This window comes from Microbacterium sp. NPDC077184, from assembly GCF_040687055.1.
In the GTDB taxonomy this organism is placed as follows: domain Bacteria; phylum Actinomycetota; class Actinomycetes; order Actinomycetales; family Microbacteriaceae; genus Microbacterium.
The window spans coordinates 637,041-655,108 of record NZ_JBFBMM010000001.1 but is presented as its reverse complement, the minus strand read 5'-3'; the positions used below and the strand labels follow the sequence as shown (position 1 = coordinate 655,108).

Here is an 18,068-nt window from a genome sequence, read left to right as displayed (position 1 = left end):
AGCGATGGTCAGCGCCGGCCGGGGCGCTCACGGTCGGGTCGGATCAGCAGGTCCCCGAGGTTCTGGGCGAGCCAGCCGTTCCACATCCCCACCCCGCGCCAGGCGTCGCTGACGATGTCGAACACCTCCGGGCCCCACATCCAGTCCGCCAGCGGCTCCGTGCGTCCGACGGCGAGGTGCTTCAGCCGCAGCAGGCCGATGCGGGGGTGGTCGATCGGATACCCCCGCGGAGCGGTGCGCAGGGCGTCCTCGCTCATCGGCACGAGCTCGTCCTCGGCGAGCGCCGAGAGGAGGCCCTCCACCTCCGGTCCGCGCCGGTCGTCGTCGACGAGCTCGCGGAACCGCGCCAGCGCCGCGGGCGGGACATCGTACGCGCCACCGCCCACGAGCATGCCCGTCGCCGAGAGCTGAGCGTAGAAGGCGACCGGCGCGAGCGAGACCATGCCGATGTGGAGCTTATACGGCGACTTGTCGGCGCTGAAGCGGACGTCGCGGTTCGGCCGGAAGATCTTCAGCTGCCCGAACTCCGGCTCCAGCTCGGCCGCGAGCGCCTCGAACGGACCGCGGACGACGGCGTCATAGCGCGCCTTGTTCGCGAGCCACCACTCGCGGGTGTTGTCGGCGGCGAGCTCGTCGTAGAAGCGCGGGGCGTCGGGGTCCAGTCCGTCGAAGGCCATGACGCCGATCGTATCCGCCGTCGGAGGGGGTGGAACCACGCCCCCTCCTCCCCAGACGACGGATGCGGCGGCCCTCTGCACAGACGCCGGGATGCGCCACCGAGGGCCGGGGCGTCGGACCTAGCCTGAGGCTCTTCCCCGACAGAAGGAGAACACCATGGCCGTCTTCGCCGTCGACAGCGACGCCGTCATCGCCCAGTCCGCCGCCGTGCGCGGCACGATCGAACGCCTCCAGGCGGAGTCGACCGCGATGATGGCGCAGCTCACGAACCTGCAGTCCACGTGGACCGGCTCCGCCGCGGTCGCCTTCCACGGCGCCGCCGAACAGTGGCGGGTCACCCAGCGCCACGTCGAGGAGGCGCTCGCGGGCATCAGCGCCGCCCTCGGCGCCGCCGGGCGGCAGTACGCCGAGACCGAGATGGCGACGGCGGGACTTTTCCGCTGACACGCAGAAGCGCCCCTCCCGAAGGAGGGGCGCTTCTGTCAGAAAGGAACTGCTATCCGATCCTCGGGATCAGAAATCCATCCCACCGGTCGGGTCGCCCGCGGGCGCGGCGACCTTCTCCGGCTTGTCGGCGACGACGGCCTCGGTGGTGAGGAACAGACCGGCGATCGACGCGGCGTTCTGCAGCGCCGAGCGGGTGACCTTGGCCGGGTCGATGATGCCCTGTGCGAACAGGTCACCGTACTCGCCCGTGGCGGCGTTCAGGCCGTGGCCGGCGGGGAGGTCGGCGACCTTGTTGGCGACGACACCGGGCTCGAGACCGGCGTTCAGCGCGATCTGCTTGAGCGGGGCCTCGATCGCCACGCGGACGATGTTCGCACCGGTCGCCTCGTCGCCGGTCAGCTCGAGGCTGCCCAGCGCCTTGGTGCCCGACTGGATGAGCGCGACGCCACCACCGGGGACGATGCCCTCCTCGACGGCCGCCTTCGCGTTGCGGACGGCGTCCTCGATGCGGTGCTTGCGCTCCTTGAGCTCGACCTCGGTCGCCGCGCCCGCCTTGATGACGGCGACGCCGCCGGCGAGCTTCGCGAGACGCTCCTGGAGCTTCTCGCGGTCGTAGTCGCTGTCGGTGTTGTCGATCTCGCGACGGATCTGGGTGACCCGACCCTCGATCTGGCCGGCGTCGCCGGCGCCTTCGACGATGGTGGTCTCGTCCTTGGTGATGATGACCTTGCGGGCACGACCGAGGAGGTCCAGCGTCGCGTTCTCGAGCTTGAGGCCGACCTCTTCGGTGATGACCTGGCCGCCGGTGAGGATCGCGATGTCCTGCAGCTGAGCCTTGCGACGGTCGCCGAAGCCGGGGGCCTTGACGGCTGCCGACTTGAAGATGCCGCGGATCTTGTTGAGCACCAGGGTCGCCAGCGCCTCGCCCTCGACGTCCTCGGCGATGATCAGGAGCTCCTTGCCGTCCTGGATCACCTTGTCGACGATGGGCAGAAGGTCCTTGATGTTCGAGATCTTCTGGTTGGCGATCAGGATGTACGGGTCCTCGAAGACCGCTTCCTGGCGCTCGGGGTCGGTGACGAAGTAGGGGTTCAGGTAGCCCTTGTCGAAGCGCATGCCCTCGGTGAGCTCGAGCTCGGTGCCGAAGGTGTTGGACTCCTCGACGGTGACCACACCCTCCTTGCCGACCTTGTCGATCGCCTCGGCGATGAGCTGGCCGATCTCGGGGTCTGCGGCGGAGATCGACGCGGTCGCGGCGATCTGCTCCTTCGACTCGACCTCCTTGGCGCCGTCGAGAAGCTCGGCGGTGATGGCCTGGACGGCCTTCTCGATGCCGCGCTTGAGGCTGATGGGGTCGGCGCCGGCGGCGACGTTGCGCAGGCCCTCGCGAACGAGCGCCTGAGCGAGCACCGTGGCGGTGGTGGTTCCGTCACCGGCGACGTCGTCGGTCTTCTTCGCGACCTCCTTGACGAGCTCCGCGCCGATCTTCTCGTACGGGTCGTCCAGCTCGATCTCCTTGGCGATCGAGACGCCGTCGTTCGTGATCGTGGGGGCGCCCCACTTCTTCTCGAGAACGACGTTGCGGCCGCGGGGGCCCAGGGTGACCTTGACCGCGTCGGCCAGGATGTTCAGGCCGCGCTCGAGGCCACGACGGGCCTCCTCATCGAAAGCGATGATCTTTGCCATGTGGGTTTCGTCCTCCCAGGACGGTGGCTTACGGATTTAGCACTCAACGAAGCGGAGTGCTAAATCATTCTGGCACTCGACCCCCTCGAGTGCAAGCCACCGGCCGGAGCGGCGAGCGTGGTCAGGCGACGACGCGCACGGACTCCGCCTGCGGGCCCTTCTGGCCGGAACCGACCGTGAACTCGACGGTCTGCCCCTCCTCGAGGACCCGGAAGCCGGTCATGTCGATGTTGGAGTAGTGGACGAAGACGTCCTGTCCGTCCGTGACCGTGATGAAGCCGAAACCCTTCTCGGCGTTGAACCATTTGACGGTGCCCTGGGTCATGCTGATCTCTCCTGCTGCTGGTGGGACAGCGTCATCGTATGCACGTCGAGGGGCGCGGAACGGGGCCGAAGAGCACTTGTTGACACGGCAGAACCGAAGTGTTTACCGGGCCGAAACACCGGGCACGCTCAGGGGGCGTCGGGAGCAGGTTCCCCGCCATCGGTGCGATCCACACCCAGGACGATCGTGAGCTGCGAGCGCTCCGGATCCGCCGACGGATACGCGTCGCTCTGCTCGGTGCGCGCGCCGCCGATGACGTCGGCGAGACCCGCCGCCGCCGCCTCGTCCTCGGGGGCGACGTAGTAGACGGTGGTCTCGGGGAAGTCGGTCGACCCGGCCTCGCTCGCCAGGACGTCGTCCGCCGCCCACCCGGCCGCGACGACGGCATCCTTCGTCTGCGTCGCCAGGCCCGCGGCATCGGTGGCGTTGAGGATCAGCACCTGGTAGGCCGTGTCGACGACGGGCTCCACCGCGGGGGCGGTCGCCGTCGGCACGGGTTCCGCCTCGGCGGGGAACAGCTCGATACGGCCGGAGAGCAGGAGGCTTCCGAAGATGCCGAGGACGATCAGGATGATCGTCGCCACCGCCGACCAGAGCAGAACGGCGCCGGCGCGCATGCGCGGGTTCTCGGCGCGGTGGGCGCCGACGCGCCCGGCGGACGGGACGTCGTCGAAGCGATCCTTCGGGTATCGGTTCTTCGGCACCAGACGATGCTACCGGCCCGGGTCCGTGAGGCCCGAAGCGCCGGTTCAGCCGAGGCGGACCCGCGCCGCGCGATCGCGCAGCCGCTCCTCGCGGAGCCGCCGCAGACGCTTGACGAGCATCGGGTCGTAGGCCTGCGCGTCCGCCGTGTCAATGAGGCGCCCGAGGAGCTGGTAGTACCGCGCCGGTGTCAGGGCGAGCTCGGCGCGGATCGCCTCCTCCTTGGCGCCGCCGTGCCGCTGCCACTGCGCCTCGAAATCGAGCAGGGCGCGGTCGGTGTCGGTGAGGGGCACCCGCCCACGCTAACCCCGGGGTGCTCCGGATTCGCGGTGCCACACCACGCGTGCGCCGAGCGGATCGACCGTCGCGAGCGGTTCCCCGTCGAGGGCGAGGACGAATCCCTCCGCTTCGGCCGGCACCGGCCCCCGCCACGCGTCGTGGAGCGCGCGCGGATCGATCGTGATCCACCGCATCGGCCTCCCGGCGATCTCGCCGCGCGCGAGGATCTCGACGATGCGCTCCCGCCCGGCGCGCGGCACGTGCGGAAGGACGCCCGGTGTCGTCACGACGAGCGTCAGCTCTTCGGGTACGAGGGATGCCGCGCGCGCGAGGACCGCCGGATCCGACGCGTCCCCGCGCAACAGGGTCGGCGGGTCGTCGCGGGCGATGTCCAGCGCCGCGCGGATGCGGGCGGCCCGGCCCTCCTCCCCCGGCCACACGAGCGTCTCGAGGAAGCGGCGATCCTCCGAGTCGGCCGCATCGCGCGGGGCGAGGTCGATGCCTCCGCGCCAGCCGACGCGCGACACCCGGAGCCTCGGATCTCCTTCCAGCTCCGAGCGCAGGACGACGCGCGAGGCGCCCCCGGCGGGATCGAGGGCGATCGTCTCACCGTCCCGGTCGTACCGATAGGAGTAACGGTCGGGATACAGGCACAGACCCGCGCTCGCGCCGAGCTCGAGGAGAGCCACGGGACCCTCGATGAGCGCCAGGGCGGGCAGGATCGCTGCGCACCGGAGGGGCTCGTTGGTCTGCAGGCTCCTCCGGCCGGTCTCCTCGACGAGGGCCTCCGGGTGAGCACGGACCCACCCCGCCCACTCGGCGAAGCCTGCGAGCGGAGCACCGAGAAGCCGGGAGACCGCGAACACGAGGGGCGGCTGCCGGCGGACAGCGGGGATGCGGGCGAGGATGCCGGCGATGCCCTGGTCTTCGGCCACCCCCGACGCCCACGCGGCATACAGCTCCGATCGCGCGGGCGCCTCGTCGCGGGCGAACCGCCCGTATCGCTCCTGCACGGCCGCGATCTCGGCGATCTCCGCGGGCGCAGCGTCGGCGGGCTCGGCATCCATCCGCCCATTCTCCCGGCGGACGTCCAGTCACACGGGAACACGCGCCCCCGGGGCACGGTTGAATAGGAACGATCGCGGCCGCGCCCTGCGCCGCGATGAAGGCACGGAGGATCCATGAGCTACGCCGTAGACAAGAACGACGACCAGTGGCGCGCCGAACTGACCCCCGAGCAGTACGCCGTGCTGCGCGAAGCGGGCACCGAACGTCCGTGGACCGGAGAGCTCCTCGATGAGAGCCGCGCCGGGCTCTACACGTGTGCCGCGTGCAACGCCGAGCTGTTCAAGAGCGGCACCAAGTTCGACTCGCACTGCGGGTGGCCGAGCTTCTACGAGTCGATCCGCCCCGAGGCGGTCGAGCTCATCGAGGACAAGAGCCACGGGATGGTGCGCACCGAGGTCCGCTGCGCCGCGTGCGGATCGCACCTCGGCCACGTCTTCCCCGACGGCTTCGGGACGCCGACCGGTGACCGCTACTGCATGAACTCGATCTCGCTGAACTTCACGCCCGAACCCTCCGCATGACCGGAGTCCGTGAGGCGGCGCTCGCGCGGCGCTCCTGCTCCAAGGTCACCGACGCCGCTCCCGATCCCACGGAGCTGCTCGCTCTCGTCGCCGCCGCGGGACGGGTCGCCGATCACTCGTCCCTCCGGCCGTGGCGGCTCATCGAGATGCGTGGCGAGGATCGGGCCATCCTGGGGCGCGCGCTGAACAAGGCCGACGGGAAGAAGGGCGTGTCGTCCAAGGCGATGCGCGCCCCGCTCGTCATCGCGGTCGTCGCGAGCTACCGCAAGAGCAAGGTGCCGCGGTGGGAGCAGGAGGCCGTCGCGTCCGGCGTCGCCCACCTGCTGAGCCTGCTGCTGGACGACGCCGGTTGGGGCGTCTTCTGGCGCACCGGTGAGCACACCCGGTCGAAGAAGGTGGCCAAGGCCCACGGGTTGCGCAAGAACGAGGTGCTCCTCGGCTGGCTTTACGTGGGCGGAAAGCCCGAGAAGGAACGCTCGTCCCACCGGAAGACCATCGACCCCACGGCGTTCATCGGCCGGATGCCGGGCGCCCACTGAACGTCAGCGCGTGCGTCGCCGCCGCGGTCGCGCCGTCGCCACCACCACCGAGGCGAGGGCGAGCGCGATCATGAGCGCCCCCTCGACCGTTCCCGGTGTGCCCGGCGCCGGCCACACCAGGTCGATCAGCATCGACGACACGAGCTGGCCGACCACGACGCCGAGCCCCAGCAGCAGGACTCCCGTCTTCTGGACGATCGCCGCCGACAGGAAGATGTAGGCGACCCCGAGCGCGCCACCGACGTACACCCAGACATCCGTCGGCGCCGGTGCGGGCGGGCCGCTGAGGGCGACGTGGACACCGGCGACCACGAGGAGCAGCAGGGTGCCCCCGGCGAAGTTCACCACCGTCGCCACCACCGCCGAGTCGATCCGCTGGCGCAGGCGGCCGTTGGTCGCCTGCTGCCAGGCGATCCCCGCACCGACGAAGAACGGCAGCACCGGCATCCACCAGGGGATGCCGCGCAACGCCGGTCCGGTCAGCGCCAGAGCCACCGCGGTCACCGCGAGCGCGCCGCCGATCAGACGCGGCACCGTCACGGCCATCACCCCGCCCGGCGCGTAGCCGACGCGGTCGAGGACGAGACCGGCGACCGTCCCGCCGGCCACCGAGCCGACCGTGAACAGAGCCACCCCGATGATGCCGACCGTGAGCCCCTGCGTCGCGACCGAGAAGGCGCCGGCCGCACCGCCGGCGAACATCCACCACGGGACCGCGTGCGCCCGCACCGCGGCGCCGAGGCGGCGGAGCCCCGCGCGGCCGGCGGGGAGAAGCAGGCACACCGCGACGACGAGGACGAGTCCGGAGGAGAACGACACCGCGGCGGCGACGAATCCGTCTTCGAGCCGGACGCCGAGCTGTCCGTTCACCCGCGCCTGGAGGGCGGTGAGAACGCCCACGACCACGGCGCCACCGAGGGCGAGGGCGCCGGCGAACCGTGACACAGCCGGGTCCGGCATCCGTGCGGTCATCGAGCCGACGACGGGACTTGAACCCGTAACCGCCCGATTACAAGTCGGGTGCGCTACCAATTGCGCCACGTCGGCAGAACGCCCAGTGTACCGGCGCCGGCGGCGCGGTCTGTGTCAGGGCGTCGGCGTGCTCGTCGGCGTCGGGGTGGGGCTCGGCGTCGCCGCCTCGCGGTAGTAGGTGTCGCTCGCGACCGTCAGGACGAACTGCGAGAACTCCTTCGGGTCGGTGAGCGCGCCGACGTACGGCGTGCCGTTGACGAGGATGGTGGGGGTTCCGGTCAGCGCGACGCCGTCGGTGTCGGGCAGGCCCTCCAGCGCGCGCTCGGTGGCGGAGTTGGCCCACGAGACGAACGCCTGCTCCTCGATGCACTCGCGGACCACCGCGGGGCTCTCGACCCCGGACGCCTGGGCGATGTCGGCGATCTCGGTGTCGGTGTAGCCGTCCTCGTCGACGTTCGGCTGGTCGCTGAGCAGCCGATGATTGAACGCGAACAGGGCGTCGGGCGCGTGGGTCGCGACGCACGCGGCCGCGCCCGCCGCACGAAGCGAGTACTTGGTGCCGTTGGACTTCGCCGTGAGCATGGCGACCGGATAGTAGGTGAGCTCGGCGGCGCCGTCCTCCACCCACTGCGAGAGCTGCTGGACGTTGGCGAGCTGGAACTCACGCGATCCGGTGGAGAGGTAGTCGACGTAGACGCGGATGTCGACGGCCGGGCGGGCCGTCGGTTCCGGCGTCGGCTCGGCGGTCACCTCCGCATCCGGGGTCGGAGAGGCGGTCGCCTCACCGGCGAGGGCGTCGGCGACACCGGCATCCTCCGCCACCATGCTCACGCCGGCGACGGCCGAGACGGTGAAGCCGTCTCCCGAGACGTTCTCCGGGCTGAGGAGAGGCTTGGATGCCGACGAGGACACCGCGTACGTCACACCGACAGCACCCGCCGCGACGACCGCGACGACCACCGACGCCAAGGCGACCGAGCGCGCGATGCGCGCACGGGATTGGCGGACCCGCACCTGCTGGGCCTTTTCGCGCACCGCATCTCGGCGGTCGCGGGGCGCAGGAGCGTTCGGGGTTTCGTCGCTCGACATGGAACCTCTCGCAAGACGTGTGGCCGGGCATCCGGCAGGCGGCGAACGGGGGCGTTTCGCGGCCGAGGAAGATGCTAACGATCCAGTCTGGGAAATGACCAGACACCCCATCCACGTCCGCCGTACCGCCCCGGAGCGGTCCGTGGCATACTGAGCGAAGCGTCCGACGAAGGGCGCGCGGGTCACACCCGCTCATTCCATCACTACGGATCGTCCGGCACGTACCTGCCGGTGAAGGAGAAGAGAACAATGGCGTCCGTCACATTCGACAACGCAACCCGCCTGTACCCCGGAGGCACCCGCGCCGCCGTCGACAAGCTCAACCTCGAGGTGGGCGACGGCGAGTTCCTCGTCCTCGTCGGCCCCTCCGGCTGCGGCAAGTCCACGTCGCTGCGCATGCTCGCCGGCCTCGAAGAGGTCAACTCGGGCCGCATCCTCATCGGCGACCGCGACGTCACCGACGTGCCCCCGAAGGACCGCGACATCGCGATGGTCTTCCAGAACTACGCGCTGTACCCGCACATGACCGTGGCCGAGAACATGGGCTTCGCCCTGAAGATCGCCGGTGTCGGCAAGGAGGAGCGCGCCTCCCGCGTCCTCGAGGCCGCCAAGCTCCTCGACCTCGAGCAGTACCTCACCCGCAAGCCCAAGGCCCTCTCGGGTGGTCAGCGTCAGCGCGTGGCGATGGGTCGCGCGATCGTGCGTCAGCCCCAGGTGTTCCTCATGGACGAGCCGCTGTCGAACCTCGACGCCAAGCTCCGCGTCCAGACGCGTACGCAGATCGCCTCGCTCCAGCGCCGCCTGGGTGTCACCACCGTGTACGTCACGCACGACCAGACCGAGGCCCTCACCATGGGCGACCGCATCGCGGTGCTCAAGGACGGCATCCTGCAGCAGGTCGGCAGCCCGCGCGACCTGTACGAGCGTCCGAACAACGTCTTCGTGGCCGGCTTCATCGGCTCGCCCGCGATGAACCTGTTCCCGTCGAGCCTCGCCGAGGGCGGCGTGCAGTTCGGAACCGAGGTCGTGCCGCTCGACCGCGACACCGTGGGCCGTGCCCACGGCAGCGAGGTCACCGTCGGCGTCCGCCCCGAGGACATCGTCGTCGGCCCCGCCGACGGCAAGGGCCTCTCGGTCACCGTCGACCTCGTCGAGGAGCTCGGCGCGGACGGCTACCTCTACGGCCACACCGACATCAACGGCAAGCGCACCGACATCGTCGCGCGCGTCGACGGCCGTCGTCACCCGAACGCCGGCGACACGGTCACCCTCGCGGCGACCGCCGGTCACGTCCACGCGTTCGACATGGAGACCGGCGAGCGCCTCAACGACGCTCCGGTGACCTCGGGCAACTAACATCGTCACTGCGGCGCGGAGGGTCTCACCGGCCCTCCGCGCCGCAGCCGTTTCCGCCCGCCTCGCCACCCGGGAGTCCGATGTCCGACGCACTGCGCATCACTGCGAGCTCCGTGGATCCGGGTCTGCTCTCCCTCCCTTGGGCGACGCCGCTCGCGGACTGGCCCTCGCATCACATCGTGTTCCTCCCCAAGGGACTCTCGCGTCACCTGGTGCGCTTCGCCAATCTCTCCGGTCGCGTCGTGGCGATCAAGGAGACGACCGAGGAGATGGCCCGCCGCGAGTACGACATGCTCGGGAACCTCTCCCGGCTCGACGCTCCGTGCGTGGAACGCGTCGCCGTGATCGCCGGGCGGACGGATGCCGACGGCACCCCGCTCCCGGCGGCGCTCGTCACGGCGCACTTGAAGTTCTCACTCCCCTATCGCGCCCTGTTCACCCAGATCCTGCGCCCCGACACCGCGACGCGCCTCGTGGACGCCCTCGCCGTCCTCCTCGTCCGCCTGCACAACGTCGGGTTCTTCTGGGGTGACGTCTCCCTGTCCAACACCCTCTTCCGCCGTGACGCGGGCGCGTTCGCGGCCTACCTCGTCGACGCCGAGACCGGCGAACTCCACGAGACCGGCCTCACCGACGGGCAGCGTGCGCACGACCTCGACGTCGCGCGCACGAACATCGCCGGCGAGATCATGGACCTCGAGGCGGGCGGGCGCCTGGAGGGCGGCGTCGACGCCGTGGCGATCGCCGACGGCATCATGTCGTCGTACCACTCGCTGTGGGCAGCCCTCACCGACACCGAGACCTTCGGGTCGGACGAGGCGTGGCGCCTCACCGAGCGCGTCCAGAAGCTCAACTCCATCGGCTTCGACATCGGCGAGATGTCGATCACGACCACGCCGGACGGCACACGGGTGTCGATCCAGCCCAAGGTCGTCGATGCCGGACACCACCAGCGGCGCCTGCTGCGCCTGACGGGTCTCGACGTCGAGGAGAACCAGGCGCGGCGCCTGCTGAACGACCTGGACGAGTTCCGCGCGCGCATCTCCCGCCTCGGAGACGACGAGGAGATGGCCGCGCACGAGTGGCTGACCCGCGTGTTCGAGCCCGTCGTGCTGGCGATCCCGTTCGATCTGCGCGCCAAGCTCGAGCCCGCCGAGGTCTTCCACCAGGTGCTCGAGCACCGCTGGTACATGTCGCAGACCCGCGGGCGCTCCGTCCCCCTCGCCGAGGTGCTGACGAGCTACATCGACGACGTGCTGCGCCACCGTCGCGACGAGGCGACCCTCATGGGCCCCTCGACCGAGACGATGTCGCTCCCCGTCGTCACCTCCGCCGTCCCGGTGGTCGACGAGGACGACGACGTCGACTGGCGGGACCTCGTCTGACCTCCGCGACGGCGCTGACGCGGGTCAGTAGCCGACCGTGAACCGCTCCCGGGAGTGGCGCGGGTTCTCGATCTCGTCGACGACGGCCACGGCGAGGTCGGCACCGGAGATGAAGGACTCGCCGTCGGCATCCGTCACCAGGACGTCACCGCCGTCGCGGTAGCTCCCGGTGCGCTCGCCCGGGTTCCAGGCGCCGAATCCGCCCGCGGGGTGGACGTAGAACCAGTCGTGGCCGCGGTCGTCCGCCTGCAGGTCCTCGAGGATGCCGATGGCCTCGAGCGCCTCGGGCTTGTACTCCTCGGTGAAGGCCGGCTGATCGATGAGCCGCTCGCCGCCGGGGGCGATGAGACTGCCGCCGGCGCCGCCGATCACGCCGACCCGGACGGTGCCGGGGAGCCGGTCGACCAGGGCGGCGATGTTCTGTCGGACGTTGCCGAGCATGTCGCCGCGCGCGGCGACGGTCGACACCACGACGTCGACGCCTTCCAGCTCCGTCACGAGGCTCGGCACGTCGAGGATGGTGCCCTCGACGTATGTGGCCCCTTCGATGCGCTCGGCCGGGACGGAACGTGCCACGGAGACGACGGTGTGTCCGCGCGAGACGGCTTCGGCCACGATGTGGCTCCCGGCGTATCCGGTGCCACCGATGACGGCGATGCGTGCCATGGGAGAGGTCCTTTCCTCGAGGATCGTCAGAGGGATCGCGTCGTGAAACCGCCGCGCGCGGGTCGGCATTCCCTCACACGAGCAGGCCGAGCGGGTTCTCCACGTGCACGACGAAGGCCGCGAGCCACTGCGCGGCGAGGGCGCCGTCCATCACCCGGTGGTCGGCCGACAGGGTGACCGTCATCACGGTGGCGACCCCCAGGTCCCCCTCCGCCGACACGATCGGACGCGCGGATGCCGCGCCGACGGCCAGGATGCCGGCGTGCGGGGGGTTGATGATCGCCGAGAACTCCTTCGTGCCGTACATCCCGAGGTTCGACACCGCGAACGACCCGCCCTCGAGCTCGTGCTGCTTCAGGCGCCCCGCGCGGGCGCGATCCGCGAGGTCTCGGACCTCGGCGGCGATCGCACCGAGCGGTTTGGCCTGCACGTCGCGGAGCACGGGCGTGACCAGTCCGCCCGGAATCGAAACCGCCACGCCGATGTCGACGGCGTCGAAGCGCCGGATCGCGTCGGTGGTCCAGATCGCGTTGGCCTCGCCGACATCCGTCATCGCCGCCGCCACCGCCTTCAGCACGATGTCGTTGACCGACACCTTCACCGCGGTGCGGGTGTTGATGCGCCGACGGAGATCGATCAACTCGTCGACCCGGCAGTCCGCGGTGAGGAAGAAGTGGGGCACGGTGGTGACGCTCTCCGCCAGCCTCCGCGCGATGGCCCGGCGCATCGGCGTGTGCGCCTCGTCCCGGAAGCCCGCACCCGGCACGGACGCCGACGCCGACACGGATATCGACGCCCGCACGGGCTCCGCCTCCGGCGTCGGCGACTCCGGGGCGTCGTGCGAGGACCGCACCGGCTCCGCCACGCCGAAGGCATCGAGGTCGCGCCGGACGATCCGCCCGTTCGGACCCGATCCGCGGACCGACGTGAGATCGACACCGCGCTCCCGCGCGAGACGCCGCACGAGCGGGCTCGCGAACAGACGCGCCGGCGTCGGCATCGGCGTCGCGGAATCGACCGGCGTGGTCGAGGCAGGGGCCGGAGCCGCCGCCTCCACGGACTCCCCCCTGCCTGCGAGGACCGCGATCGGCTCGCCCACGGCGACGGATGCCCCGGGCTCGACCAGGAGGGCGGCGACGGTGCCCGCCTCCTCGGCCTCGTACTCGACGATCGCCTTCTCCGTCTCGATCTCCACGATCGGCTGCCCGGCGTCGACGGTCTCGCCCACGGCGACGAGCCAGGTCTGCACGGCGGCCTCGGTGGCGCCCGCGGCGAGCGCCGGCATCCGCACGGTGATGCTCACGATCGCCCTCCCCATCCGTCGCGGACGCGTTCGAGCCCGGCCACGACCTCCTCGGTGCGGGCGATGGCGGCGCGCTCGAGCACCTTCGAGATGCTCGGACTCGCCTCGCCTCCGGTGACCCTCTCGATCGGTTGGTCGAGCCAGTCGAAGAACCGGCGCTGGATCTCGTCGGAGAGCCACGCGCCGTACGACGTGCCGCGGGCTCCCTGCTCCACGATGAGCACGTTGTTGGTCTTGCGGATGCTGTCGCCGATCGTGTCCCAGTCGAGCGACGCCCGGTCGAGCCAGCGCAGGTCGACCACCTCCGCGTCGACGCCCGTCTGCTCGACAGCTTCGAGGGCGTGACCGACCATCGAGAGGTAGGTCAGGACGGTGACCTCGGACCCCTCCCTCCGCACGGCGGCGGACCCGGGCGGGATCACATAGTCGAGGTCGACGTCCGGCAGCCGGTCGGCCGCACCGTAGAGGTCGACGTGCTCGATGACGAGCACGGGGTCCTCCAGGGCGAGCGCGGCGTTCATGAGGCCCACGTAGTCGGCAGCCGTCGACGCCGCGACGATCCGCCACCCCGGGCTGGTCGCGAAGATGCCCGCCGGGTCCATGAGGTGCTGCGAGCCGTAGCCGGAGCCCATCGCGACCTTGGTGCGCAGGACCAGCGGCATGGTGTTGTTGTCACCGAACATGTGCCTGGCCTTCCCGACCTGGTTGAACACCTGGTCGGCGGCGACCCACATGAAGTCGGGGTACATGAACTCCACGACGGGACGGAACCGGCCGTCGAGGGCGATGCCGCCGGCGAGGCCGAAGAAGCCGTTCTCGCTGATCGGAGTGCCGATGACGCGATCGGGACCGTACGCCTTGGCGAGGCCTTTCGTCGCGCCGTTCGTGCCGCCGTTCAGGCGGTGCACGTCTTCCCCGAGGACGATGATGCGCTCGTCGGTCGACATCCTGCGATCCATGACCCCCGCGACCGCGTCCACGAACTTCGTGTCGCGCCACGCGCCGGAGTGCGACGCCGGGTCGAGCACCGCGAGGGCGGCGAGCTCCGACGCGTCGCCGCGGATGCCGGCGTCGACCCCGGCCGGGTCGGGCCAGAGCTCGGGCCGGATGCGGTTGCGCCCCGCGTTGTCCGGGTCGTCCTCGACGAGAGCGGCCACGGCATCCGCCATCGCGGCGACGGCCTGGTCGCGAACCGTGCGGACCTCGTCATCGGAGAGGAGGCCGAGCCGCGCCATCTCGGACGCGACGCGTTCCAGCGGATCGCGGGCGCGCCACGTCGCCTCCTCCTGCTTGGTCCGGTAGCCGAAGGCGCTGCCGGGGTACGGGCCGTTCTGGTGGAAGAAGCGGTACACCTCCGCCTCGACCACCGCGGGGCCGTCGCCTCCGCGCATCCGCTGGAACGCCTCCTCCGAGGCCAGGTGCACCGCGAGGGGGTCCATCCCGTCCACGCGCCACGACGGGATCGCGAAGCCCTGACCGCGGACGGAGAAGCGCGGATCGGCGCTCGCCTCGTCGGCGTGCGTCGACACCGCGTACAGGTTGTTCTCGATGAAATACATCACCGGCAGTTTCCACACCGCGGCGAGGTTCATCGATTCCAGGATCGACCCGATCTGCGCGGCGCCGTCGCCGAAGTAGTTGATCGACACGTCGGTGGTGCCCGCGTGCTTCTGCGCCCAGGCGTTCCCCGTCGCGATCGGGGCACCGCCGCCGACGATGGCGTTGGTGCCGAGCGCCCCCGCCTCGAGCCACTGCAGGTGCATCGACCCGCCGCGTCCGCCCGAGAAGCCCTGCGCGAGCCCGAGGATCTCGGCGAGCGTGCGCTGCAGGAGCGCCTGCAGGTCGGGTGTGACGAGCCCGTCGAGCGACAGTGCGCCGCCCGAAACGTGGGCGATGGCCTTGGCGAGGAACTGGTGGTGGCCGCGGTGCGAGCCATTGACGGCATCCGTCGAGCGAAGGCCCACGATGGATCCGACCGCGCCGCCCTCCTGACCGATGCTCGAGTGCGCCGGTCCGTGGACGAGCCCCTGCCCGGCGAGGTCGAGCACCGACTCCTCGAACGCCCGGATGAGGTGCAGCTGACCGAGCATGGTCGCCAGCAGCGCGGGGTCGGCGGCCGCCCAGTCCTCGGGCGTGGTGCGCAGCTCCGTCCAGGGGACGCCGGTGTGCAGGGAGTGGTGCTCGGGCATGTCGTCTCCATCGATGCGCATGCGAGTGATGTGATCGAACGGTACGCCTGATTGCATCCAATCGCAAGCATTCTCGCGTCGGATGCCCGAGCGATGGCGCTTTCGGCACGATTCTGGATACTATTCAGTCGTCGAGCACACGGAGGTGACGATGGGCATTCCCGGGATGCGGGGTGCGGACCACATCGGATTCACGGTCCCCGACCTGGACGACGCCGAGGCGTTCTTCGTGGAGGTCCTCGGCGCGGAGCGGATCTACACTCTCGGCCCCAAACGCGCCGAGGACGACTGGATGCGCGTGCAACTCGGCGTCCATCCGCGCACGGAGATCCGGGAGATCCGCTTCTTCCGCCTCGGCCACGGGACGAACATCGAGCTGTTCGCCTACGACAGTGCTGACGGCCAAGCGCCGCCGCCACGCAACAGCGACATCGGCGGACATCACCTCGCCCTCTACGTCGACGACATGGATGCCGCGGTGGCGCACCTGCGGGCGCACGACGTCGAGATCATGGGCACGCCGGTTGCGAGCGCCGGCGCGTCGGCGGGGCAGCGATGGATCTACTTCCGCAGCCCCTGGGGCATGCAGTTCGAGCTCGTCAGCTTCCCCGAGGGCAAGGCGTACGAACGCGACGGCGGCCCCCTGCTCTGGCATCCCGCTCGGCCCGCCGAATGAGGGACACAGCGGCACGCACGCGCGACGGCGACGCCGGCATCCGGATCGCCGACGGCGTGCGCGCCGGCATCATCTCCGGCATCCATCCTCCCGGCACCCGCATCCGCCAGGAGGACCTCGCCGCGCAGTATGGGGCGAGCCGGGTGCCCGTCCGCGAGGCGATCCGGCAGCTGGAGTACGAGGGGCTCGTCACCGTGGTCCCGAACGCCGGGGCCTGGGTCGTCCGCCTCACCCTCGCCGAGTGCGAGGAGATCTACCGCATGCGCGAGCGGCTCGAGCCCCTCCTCCTGCGGTACTCGGCTCCGCTGCTCGCACCGGAGGACATCGACGAGCTCCACGACCTCGCCGAGCAGATCACGGCGACCGGCGACGACACCGACGCCTTCCTCACCCTGGACACCGCATTCCACCTCGCGAGCTACGCCGGCGCGCACACCGCGCAGCTGGGAGATCTCGTCGGGCGCCTGTGGAATTCCACCGCTCCGTACCGGCGGGCGTACGTGTCGTCCTGGTCGGCGGATGCGCGTCGCATCGCCCACGAGGAGCACCACCTCATGATCGCCTCACTGCGCGACGGCGACACCGCCGAGGCGGAGCGGATCCTCGCCGGGCACATCCGCCGCACGCGGCGCCACCTCGCGCGGACTCCCGAGATCTTCGACGCCGCGGTCGATCAGCGCACGCCTTGATCGACCGCGGCGAGCATCTCGTCGACGAGTTCGGGCGCGGGCATCCGCCGCCCCTGCTCCACGTCCAGGGCGAGGCGCACGACGGCGGCGTTGACGGGAGTCGGGATACCGCACAGCACCCCGTGGGTGACCACCTCGCCGTTGAGGTCGTCGACCTCGCTGTGCCGCCCCTTCGTCCAGTCCTGCAGCACGGTCGTCGTCGCCCCCGGAACGACGAAGCCCGAGAACAGGCGATCCGTCATGACCTCCACGACACCGCGCGGGTCGCGCAGGTCGTCCTCGTCGAGACCGAAGATCGGCAGCGTCTCGTGTCCGAGCGCCTCTCCGACGGCGAGCGCCTCCTCCCCCGCCGCCACCATCACGCGCCGGAAGCCGGGCACGTGGAGGGCATCGAGCATCGGGAGCCCGAGGAGCGCGGACGGCACGAGAAGGGTGCAGTTGCTCACCAGCTTCATCCACTTCGCCGCGGCGATCTTCGTCGTCACCGCCACGGTGCCGGCGTGGGCGAGGATCCGCCGTACCTCCTCCACCCGCTCGACGGGGCCGTCGCGGAGTGCCCCGAGCGCGAACCAGGAGCGGCTCACCCCGGTGTGCCGATGGATGACGCCGGGCTCGGTCATCGTCGCCGAGCATTCGATGACGCACCCCAGGGTGCGCTCGTCGCCCACGACATCGGCGATCTCGGGCGCGGTCATCCCGTTCTGGACGCCGACGAGGATGCCGGTGCCGGCGAGGTACGGCTCGATCAGGCGCGCCGCCCAGGGCGTGTCGTACGCCTTCATCAGCATCAGGACCACGTCGAACGGCCGGCGGAGCTCGGCGACCTCGCACAGGTGGAGGACATGAGGGCGGACGTGCAGGTCGCCGTCGGGCGAGACGACGCGCAAGCCGTCCGCACGCATGGCCTCCACGTGCGCCGGCCACTGCTCGATGAGGGTGACGTCGAGTCCGGCGGCGATGAGGTCCGCGCCGAGCGACGCGCCGTTCGCTCCGGCGCCGAGGATCGCGATGCGGGGGGACATGAGCTCCCTCTTCCTCGAGGTGAACGTGTGCGACTCCCTGCACGATACAGCAAGGATGTACACGCGTCGCTTGATTCCGCGACAACGCGCGAGCTACGCTGACGCATGTAAACCGTGACTGGACACTTTCGTCGATGGCGACGAAGAGAGCAGGCCCGCCATGATCCTCCATCTCGTCTCATTCCGCTTCCGCGAGGGCGTGACCGACGCGGACGTCGAGCGTCTCACCGCGGCTCTGCACGAGATGGCCGCCGGCATCCCCGTACTGCTGTCTTACGTCGCCGGTCCGAATCTTCACCTGCGCCCCGGCGGCATGGACTACGCGGTCACCGCGATCGTCGCCCGCCCGGAGGACCTCGACATATACCTCGACCACCCCGCCCACCTCGCGGTGTACTCCGCGCACCTGTCGGACATGATCACCGAGCGCGCCGCCGCGCAGCTTCCGCTCACCGACGGCACACTCCGGTGAGCAC

Annotated in this window: 20 protein-coding genes and 1 tRNA gene; 8 read left to right on the top strand and 13 right to left on the bottom strand. The window is 70.6% G+C overall.

What is annotated here, in order from left to right:
* Positions 1-8: 8 nt before the first annotated feature.
* Positions 9-677 carry a DUF2461 domain-containing protein gene (locus tag AB0O93_RS03115; protein WP_363340402.1) on the bottom strand — a complete coding sequence of 223 codons (669 nt, stop codon included), beginning with the start codon at positions 675-677 and terminating at the stop codon, positions 9-11.
* 157 nt (positions 678-834) lie between these two features.
* On the opposite strand from AB0O93_RS03115, the gene AB0O93_RS03110 reads away from it, so the two are divergent.
* The gene (locus tag AB0O93_RS03110) at positions 835-1,122 is read left to right on the top strand and encodes a WXG100 family type VII secretion target (RefSeq protein WP_053547920.1); all 288 of its coding nucleotides are present in this window, start codon (positions 835-837) and stop codon (positions 1,120-1,122) included.
* 69 nt (positions 1,123-1,191) lie between these two features.
* Here AB0O93_RS03110 and groL read toward each other — a convergent pair whose 3' ends face one another.
* From groL to AB0O93_RS03085, 5 genes are all read right to left on the bottom strand, one after another.
* The gene (groL, locus tag AB0O93_RS03105) at positions 1,192-2,811 is read right to left on the bottom strand and encodes a chaperonin GroEL (protein ID WP_363340400.1); all 1,620 of its coding nucleotides are present in this window, start codon (positions 2,809-2,811) and stop codon (positions 1,192-1,194) included.
* A 121-nt stretch (positions 2,812-2,932) separates the two neighbouring features.
* The gene (locus AB0O93_RS03100; RefSeq protein WP_053547918.1) at positions 2,933-3,136 is read right to left on the bottom strand and encodes a cold-shock protein; all 204 of its coding nucleotides are present in this window, start codon (positions 3,134-3,136) and stop codon (positions 2,933-2,935) included.
* A 128-nt stretch (positions 3,137-3,264) separates the two neighbouring features.
* Positions 3,265-3,840 carry a LytR C-terminal domain-containing protein gene (locus AB0O93_RS03095; RefSeq protein WP_363340398.1) on the bottom strand — a complete coding sequence of 192 codons (576 nt, stop codon included), beginning with the start codon at positions 3,838-3,840 and terminating at the stop codon, positions 3,265-3,267.
* A gap of 45 nt (positions 3,841-3,885) precedes the next feature.
* Entirely contained in the window at positions 3,886-4,131 is a 246-nt protein-coding gene (locus AB0O93_RS03090) for a DUF3263 domain-containing protein (RefSeq protein WP_363340396.1), read from the bottom strand.
* A 9-nt stretch (positions 4,132-4,140) separates the two neighbouring features.
* Positions 4,141-5,184, bottom strand: a complete 1,044-nt coding sequence (locus AB0O93_RS03085) for a DUF2332 domain-containing protein (protein ID WP_363340394.1) — start codon at positions 5,182-5,184, stop codon at positions 4,141-4,143.
* A gap of 114 nt (positions 5,185-5,298) precedes the next feature.
* On the opposite strand from AB0O93_RS03085, the gene msrB reads away from it, so the two are divergent.
* Positions 5,299-5,706: a peptide-methionine (R)-S-oxide reductase MsrB gene (gene msrB / locus AB0O93_RS03080; protein ID WP_363340392.1), complete on the top strand. Its 408-nt coding sequence runs from the start codon at positions 5,299-5,301 to the stop codon at positions 5,704-5,706.
* Positions 5,703-6,245: a nitroreductase family protein gene (locus AB0O93_RS03075; RefSeq protein ID WP_363340390.1), complete on the top strand. Its 543-nt coding sequence runs from the start codon at positions 5,703-5,705 to the stop codon at positions 6,243-6,245. Before msrB ends, AB0O93_RS03075 begins: the two co-directional genes overlap by 4 nt.
* Before the next feature lie 3 nt (positions 6,246-6,248).
* On the opposite strand, the gene AB0O93_RS03070 is transcribed toward AB0O93_RS03075, so the two are convergent.
* The 3 genes from AB0O93_RS03070 to AB0O93_RS03060 all read right to left on the bottom strand — a co-directional run bounded on the left by AB0O93_RS03070 (position 6,249) and on the right by AB0O93_RS03060 (position 8,306).
* Positions 6,249-7,205, bottom strand: a complete 957-nt coding sequence (locus tag AB0O93_RS03070; RefSeq protein ID WP_363340388.1) for a DMT family transporter — start codon at positions 7,203-7,205, stop codon at positions 6,249-6,251.
* A gap of 14 nt (positions 7,206-7,219) precedes the next feature.
* Positions 7,220-7,292, bottom strand: a tRNA-Thr gene (locus tag AB0O93_RS03065).
* A 39-nt stretch (positions 7,293-7,331) separates the two neighbouring features.
* Complete coding sequence (locus AB0O93_RS03060) at positions 7,332-8,306, bottom strand: thioredoxin domain-containing protein (protein WP_363340386.1); 975 nt, start codon at positions 8,304-8,306, stop codon at positions 7,332-7,334.
* Positions 8,307-8,555: 249 nt separating this feature from the next.
* On the opposite strand from AB0O93_RS03060, the gene ugpC reads away from it, so the two are divergent.
* Positions 8,556-9,662 (top strand): sn-glycerol-3-phosphate ABC transporter ATP-binding protein UgpC, encoded by a 1,107-nt coding sequence (gene ugpC / locus AB0O93_RS03055; protein WP_363340384.1) that lies wholly within the window; start codon positions 8,556-8,558, stop codon positions 9,660-9,662.
* 80 nt (positions 9,663-9,742) lie between these two features.
* Positions 9,743-11,047, top strand: coding sequence for a DUF4032 domain-containing protein (locus AB0O93_RS03050; RefSeq protein WP_363340382.1), 1,305 nt, complete (start codon positions 9,743-9,745; stop codon positions 11,045-11,047).
* A 24-nt stretch (positions 11,048-11,071) separates the two neighbouring features.
* Here AB0O93_RS03050 and AB0O93_RS03045 read toward each other — a convergent pair whose 3' ends face one another.
* From AB0O93_RS03045 to AB0O93_RS03035, 3 genes are all read right to left on the bottom strand, one after another.
* A complete protein-coding gene (locus AB0O93_RS03045; RefSeq protein ID WP_363340380.1) occupies positions 11,072-11,713 on the bottom strand; it encodes an NAD(P)H-binding protein in 642 nt (213 codons plus the stop codon).
* Positions 11,714-11,786: 73 nt separating this feature from the next.
* Positions 11,787-13,016: a dihydrolipoamide acetyltransferase family protein gene (locus tag AB0O93_RS03040; protein WP_363340378.1), complete on the bottom strand. Its 1,230-nt coding sequence runs from the start codon at positions 13,014-13,016 to the stop codon at positions 11,787-11,789.
* Positions 13,013-15,205: a thiamine pyrophosphate-dependent enzyme gene (locus AB0O93_RS03035; protein ID WP_363340990.1), complete on the bottom strand. Its 2,193-nt coding sequence runs from the start codon at positions 15,203-15,205 to the stop codon at positions 13,013-13,015. The genes AB0O93_RS03040 and AB0O93_RS03035 overlap by 4 nt, the downstream gene beginning before the upstream one ends.
* Before the next feature lie 151 nt (positions 15,206-15,356).
* Here AB0O93_RS03035 and AB0O93_RS03030 point away from each other — a divergent pair, with 151 nt between their 5' ends.
* Both AB0O93_RS03030 and AB0O93_RS03025 read left to right on the top strand, forming a co-directional pair.
* Positions 15,357-15,881, top strand: a complete 525-nt coding sequence (locus AB0O93_RS03030) for a VOC family protein (protein ID WP_363340376.1) — start codon at positions 15,357-15,359, stop codon at positions 15,879-15,881.
* On the top strand, positions 15,878-16,570 hold the full coding sequence (locus tag AB0O93_RS03025) for a GntR family transcriptional regulator (protein WP_363340374.1): 693 nt from the start codon (positions 15,878-15,880) through the stop codon (positions 16,568-16,570). The genes AB0O93_RS03030 and AB0O93_RS03025 overlap by 4 nt, the downstream gene beginning before the upstream one ends.
* Here the strand turns inward: AB0O93_RS03025 and AB0O93_RS03020 are convergent.
* The gene (locus AB0O93_RS03020) at positions 16,555-17,592 is read right to left on the bottom strand and encodes a 2-dehydropantoate 2-reductase (RefSeq protein WP_363340372.1); all 1,038 of its coding nucleotides are present in this window, start codon (positions 17,590-17,592) and stop codon (positions 16,555-16,557) included. The two genes, AB0O93_RS03025 and AB0O93_RS03020, sit on opposite strands and share 16 nt — an antisense overlap.
* A 160-nt stretch (positions 17,593-17,752) precedes the next feature.
* On the opposite strand from AB0O93_RS03020, the gene AB0O93_RS03015 reads away from it, so the two are divergent.
* On the top strand, positions 17,753-18,064 hold the full coding sequence (locus AB0O93_RS03015; protein WP_363340370.1) for a Dabb family protein: 312 nt from the start codon (positions 17,753-17,755) through the stop codon (positions 18,062-18,064).
* Positions 18,065-18,068: the final 4 nt, after the last annotated feature.

Coding starts and splice junctions, on each gene's coding strand:
- AB0O93_RS03115 (WP_363340402.1), bottom strand. CDS start 677: ATGGCCTTCGACGGACTGGACCCCGACGCCCCGCGCTTCTACGACGAG.
- AB0O93_RS03110 (WP_053547920.1), top strand. CDS start 835: ATGGCCGTCTTCGCCGTCGACAGCGACGCCGTCATCGCCCAGTCCGCC.
- groL (WP_363340400.1), bottom strand. CDS start 2,811: ATGGCAAAGATCATCGCTTTCGATGAGGAGGCCCGTCGTGGCCTCGAG.
- AB0O93_RS03100 (WP_053547918.1), bottom strand. CDS start 3,136: ATGACCCAGGGCACCGTCAAATGGTTCAACGCCGAGAAGGGTTTCGGC.
- AB0O93_RS03085 (WP_363340394.1), bottom strand. CDS start 5,184: ATGGATGCCGAGCCCGCCGACGCTGCGCCCGCGGAGATCGCCGAGATC.
- msrB (WP_363340392.1), top strand. CDS start 5,299: ATGAGCTACGCCGTAGACAAGAACGACGACCAGTGGCGCGCCGAACTG.
- AB0O93_RS03075 (WP_363340390.1), top strand. CDS start 5,703: ATGACCGGAGTCCGTGAGGCGGCGCTCGCGCGGCGCTCCTGCTCCAAG.
- AB0O93_RS03070 (WP_363340388.1), bottom strand. CDS start 7,205: ATGCCGGACCCGGCTGTGTCACGGTTCGCCGGCGCCCTCGCCCTCGGT.
- AB0O93_RS03060 (WP_363340386.1), bottom strand. CDS start 8,306: ATGTCGAGCGACGAAACCCCGAACGCTCCTGCGCCCCGCGACCGCCGA.
- ugpC (WP_363340384.1), top strand. CDS start 8,556: ATGGCGTCCGTCACATTCGACAACGCAACCCGCCTGTACCCCGGAGGC.
- AB0O93_RS03050 (WP_363340382.1), top strand. CDS start 9,743: ATGTCCGACGCACTGCGCATCACTGCGAGCTCCGTGGATCCGGGTCTG.
- AB0O93_RS03045 (WP_363340380.1), bottom strand. CDS start 11,713: ATGGCACGCATCGCCGTCATCGGTGGCACCGGATACGCCGGGAGCCAC.
- AB0O93_RS03035 (WP_363340990.1), bottom strand. CDS start 15,205: ATGCCCGAGCACCACTCCCTGCACACCGGCGTCCCCTGGACGGAGCTG.
- AB0O93_RS03030 (WP_363340376.1), top strand. CDS start 15,357: ATGGGCATTCCCGGGATGCGGGGTGCGGACCACATCGGATTCACGGTC.
- AB0O93_RS03025 (WP_363340374.1), top strand. CDS start 15,878: ATGAGGGACACAGCGGCACGCACGCGCGACGGCGACGCCGGCATCCGG.
- AB0O93_RS03020 (WP_363340372.1), bottom strand. CDS start 17,592: ATGTCCCCCCGCATCGCGATCCTCGGCGCCGGAGCGAACGGCGCGTCG.
- AB0O93_RS03015 (WP_363340370.1), top strand. CDS start 17,753: ATGATCCTCCATCTCGTCTCATTCCGCTTCCGCGAGGGCGTGACCGAC.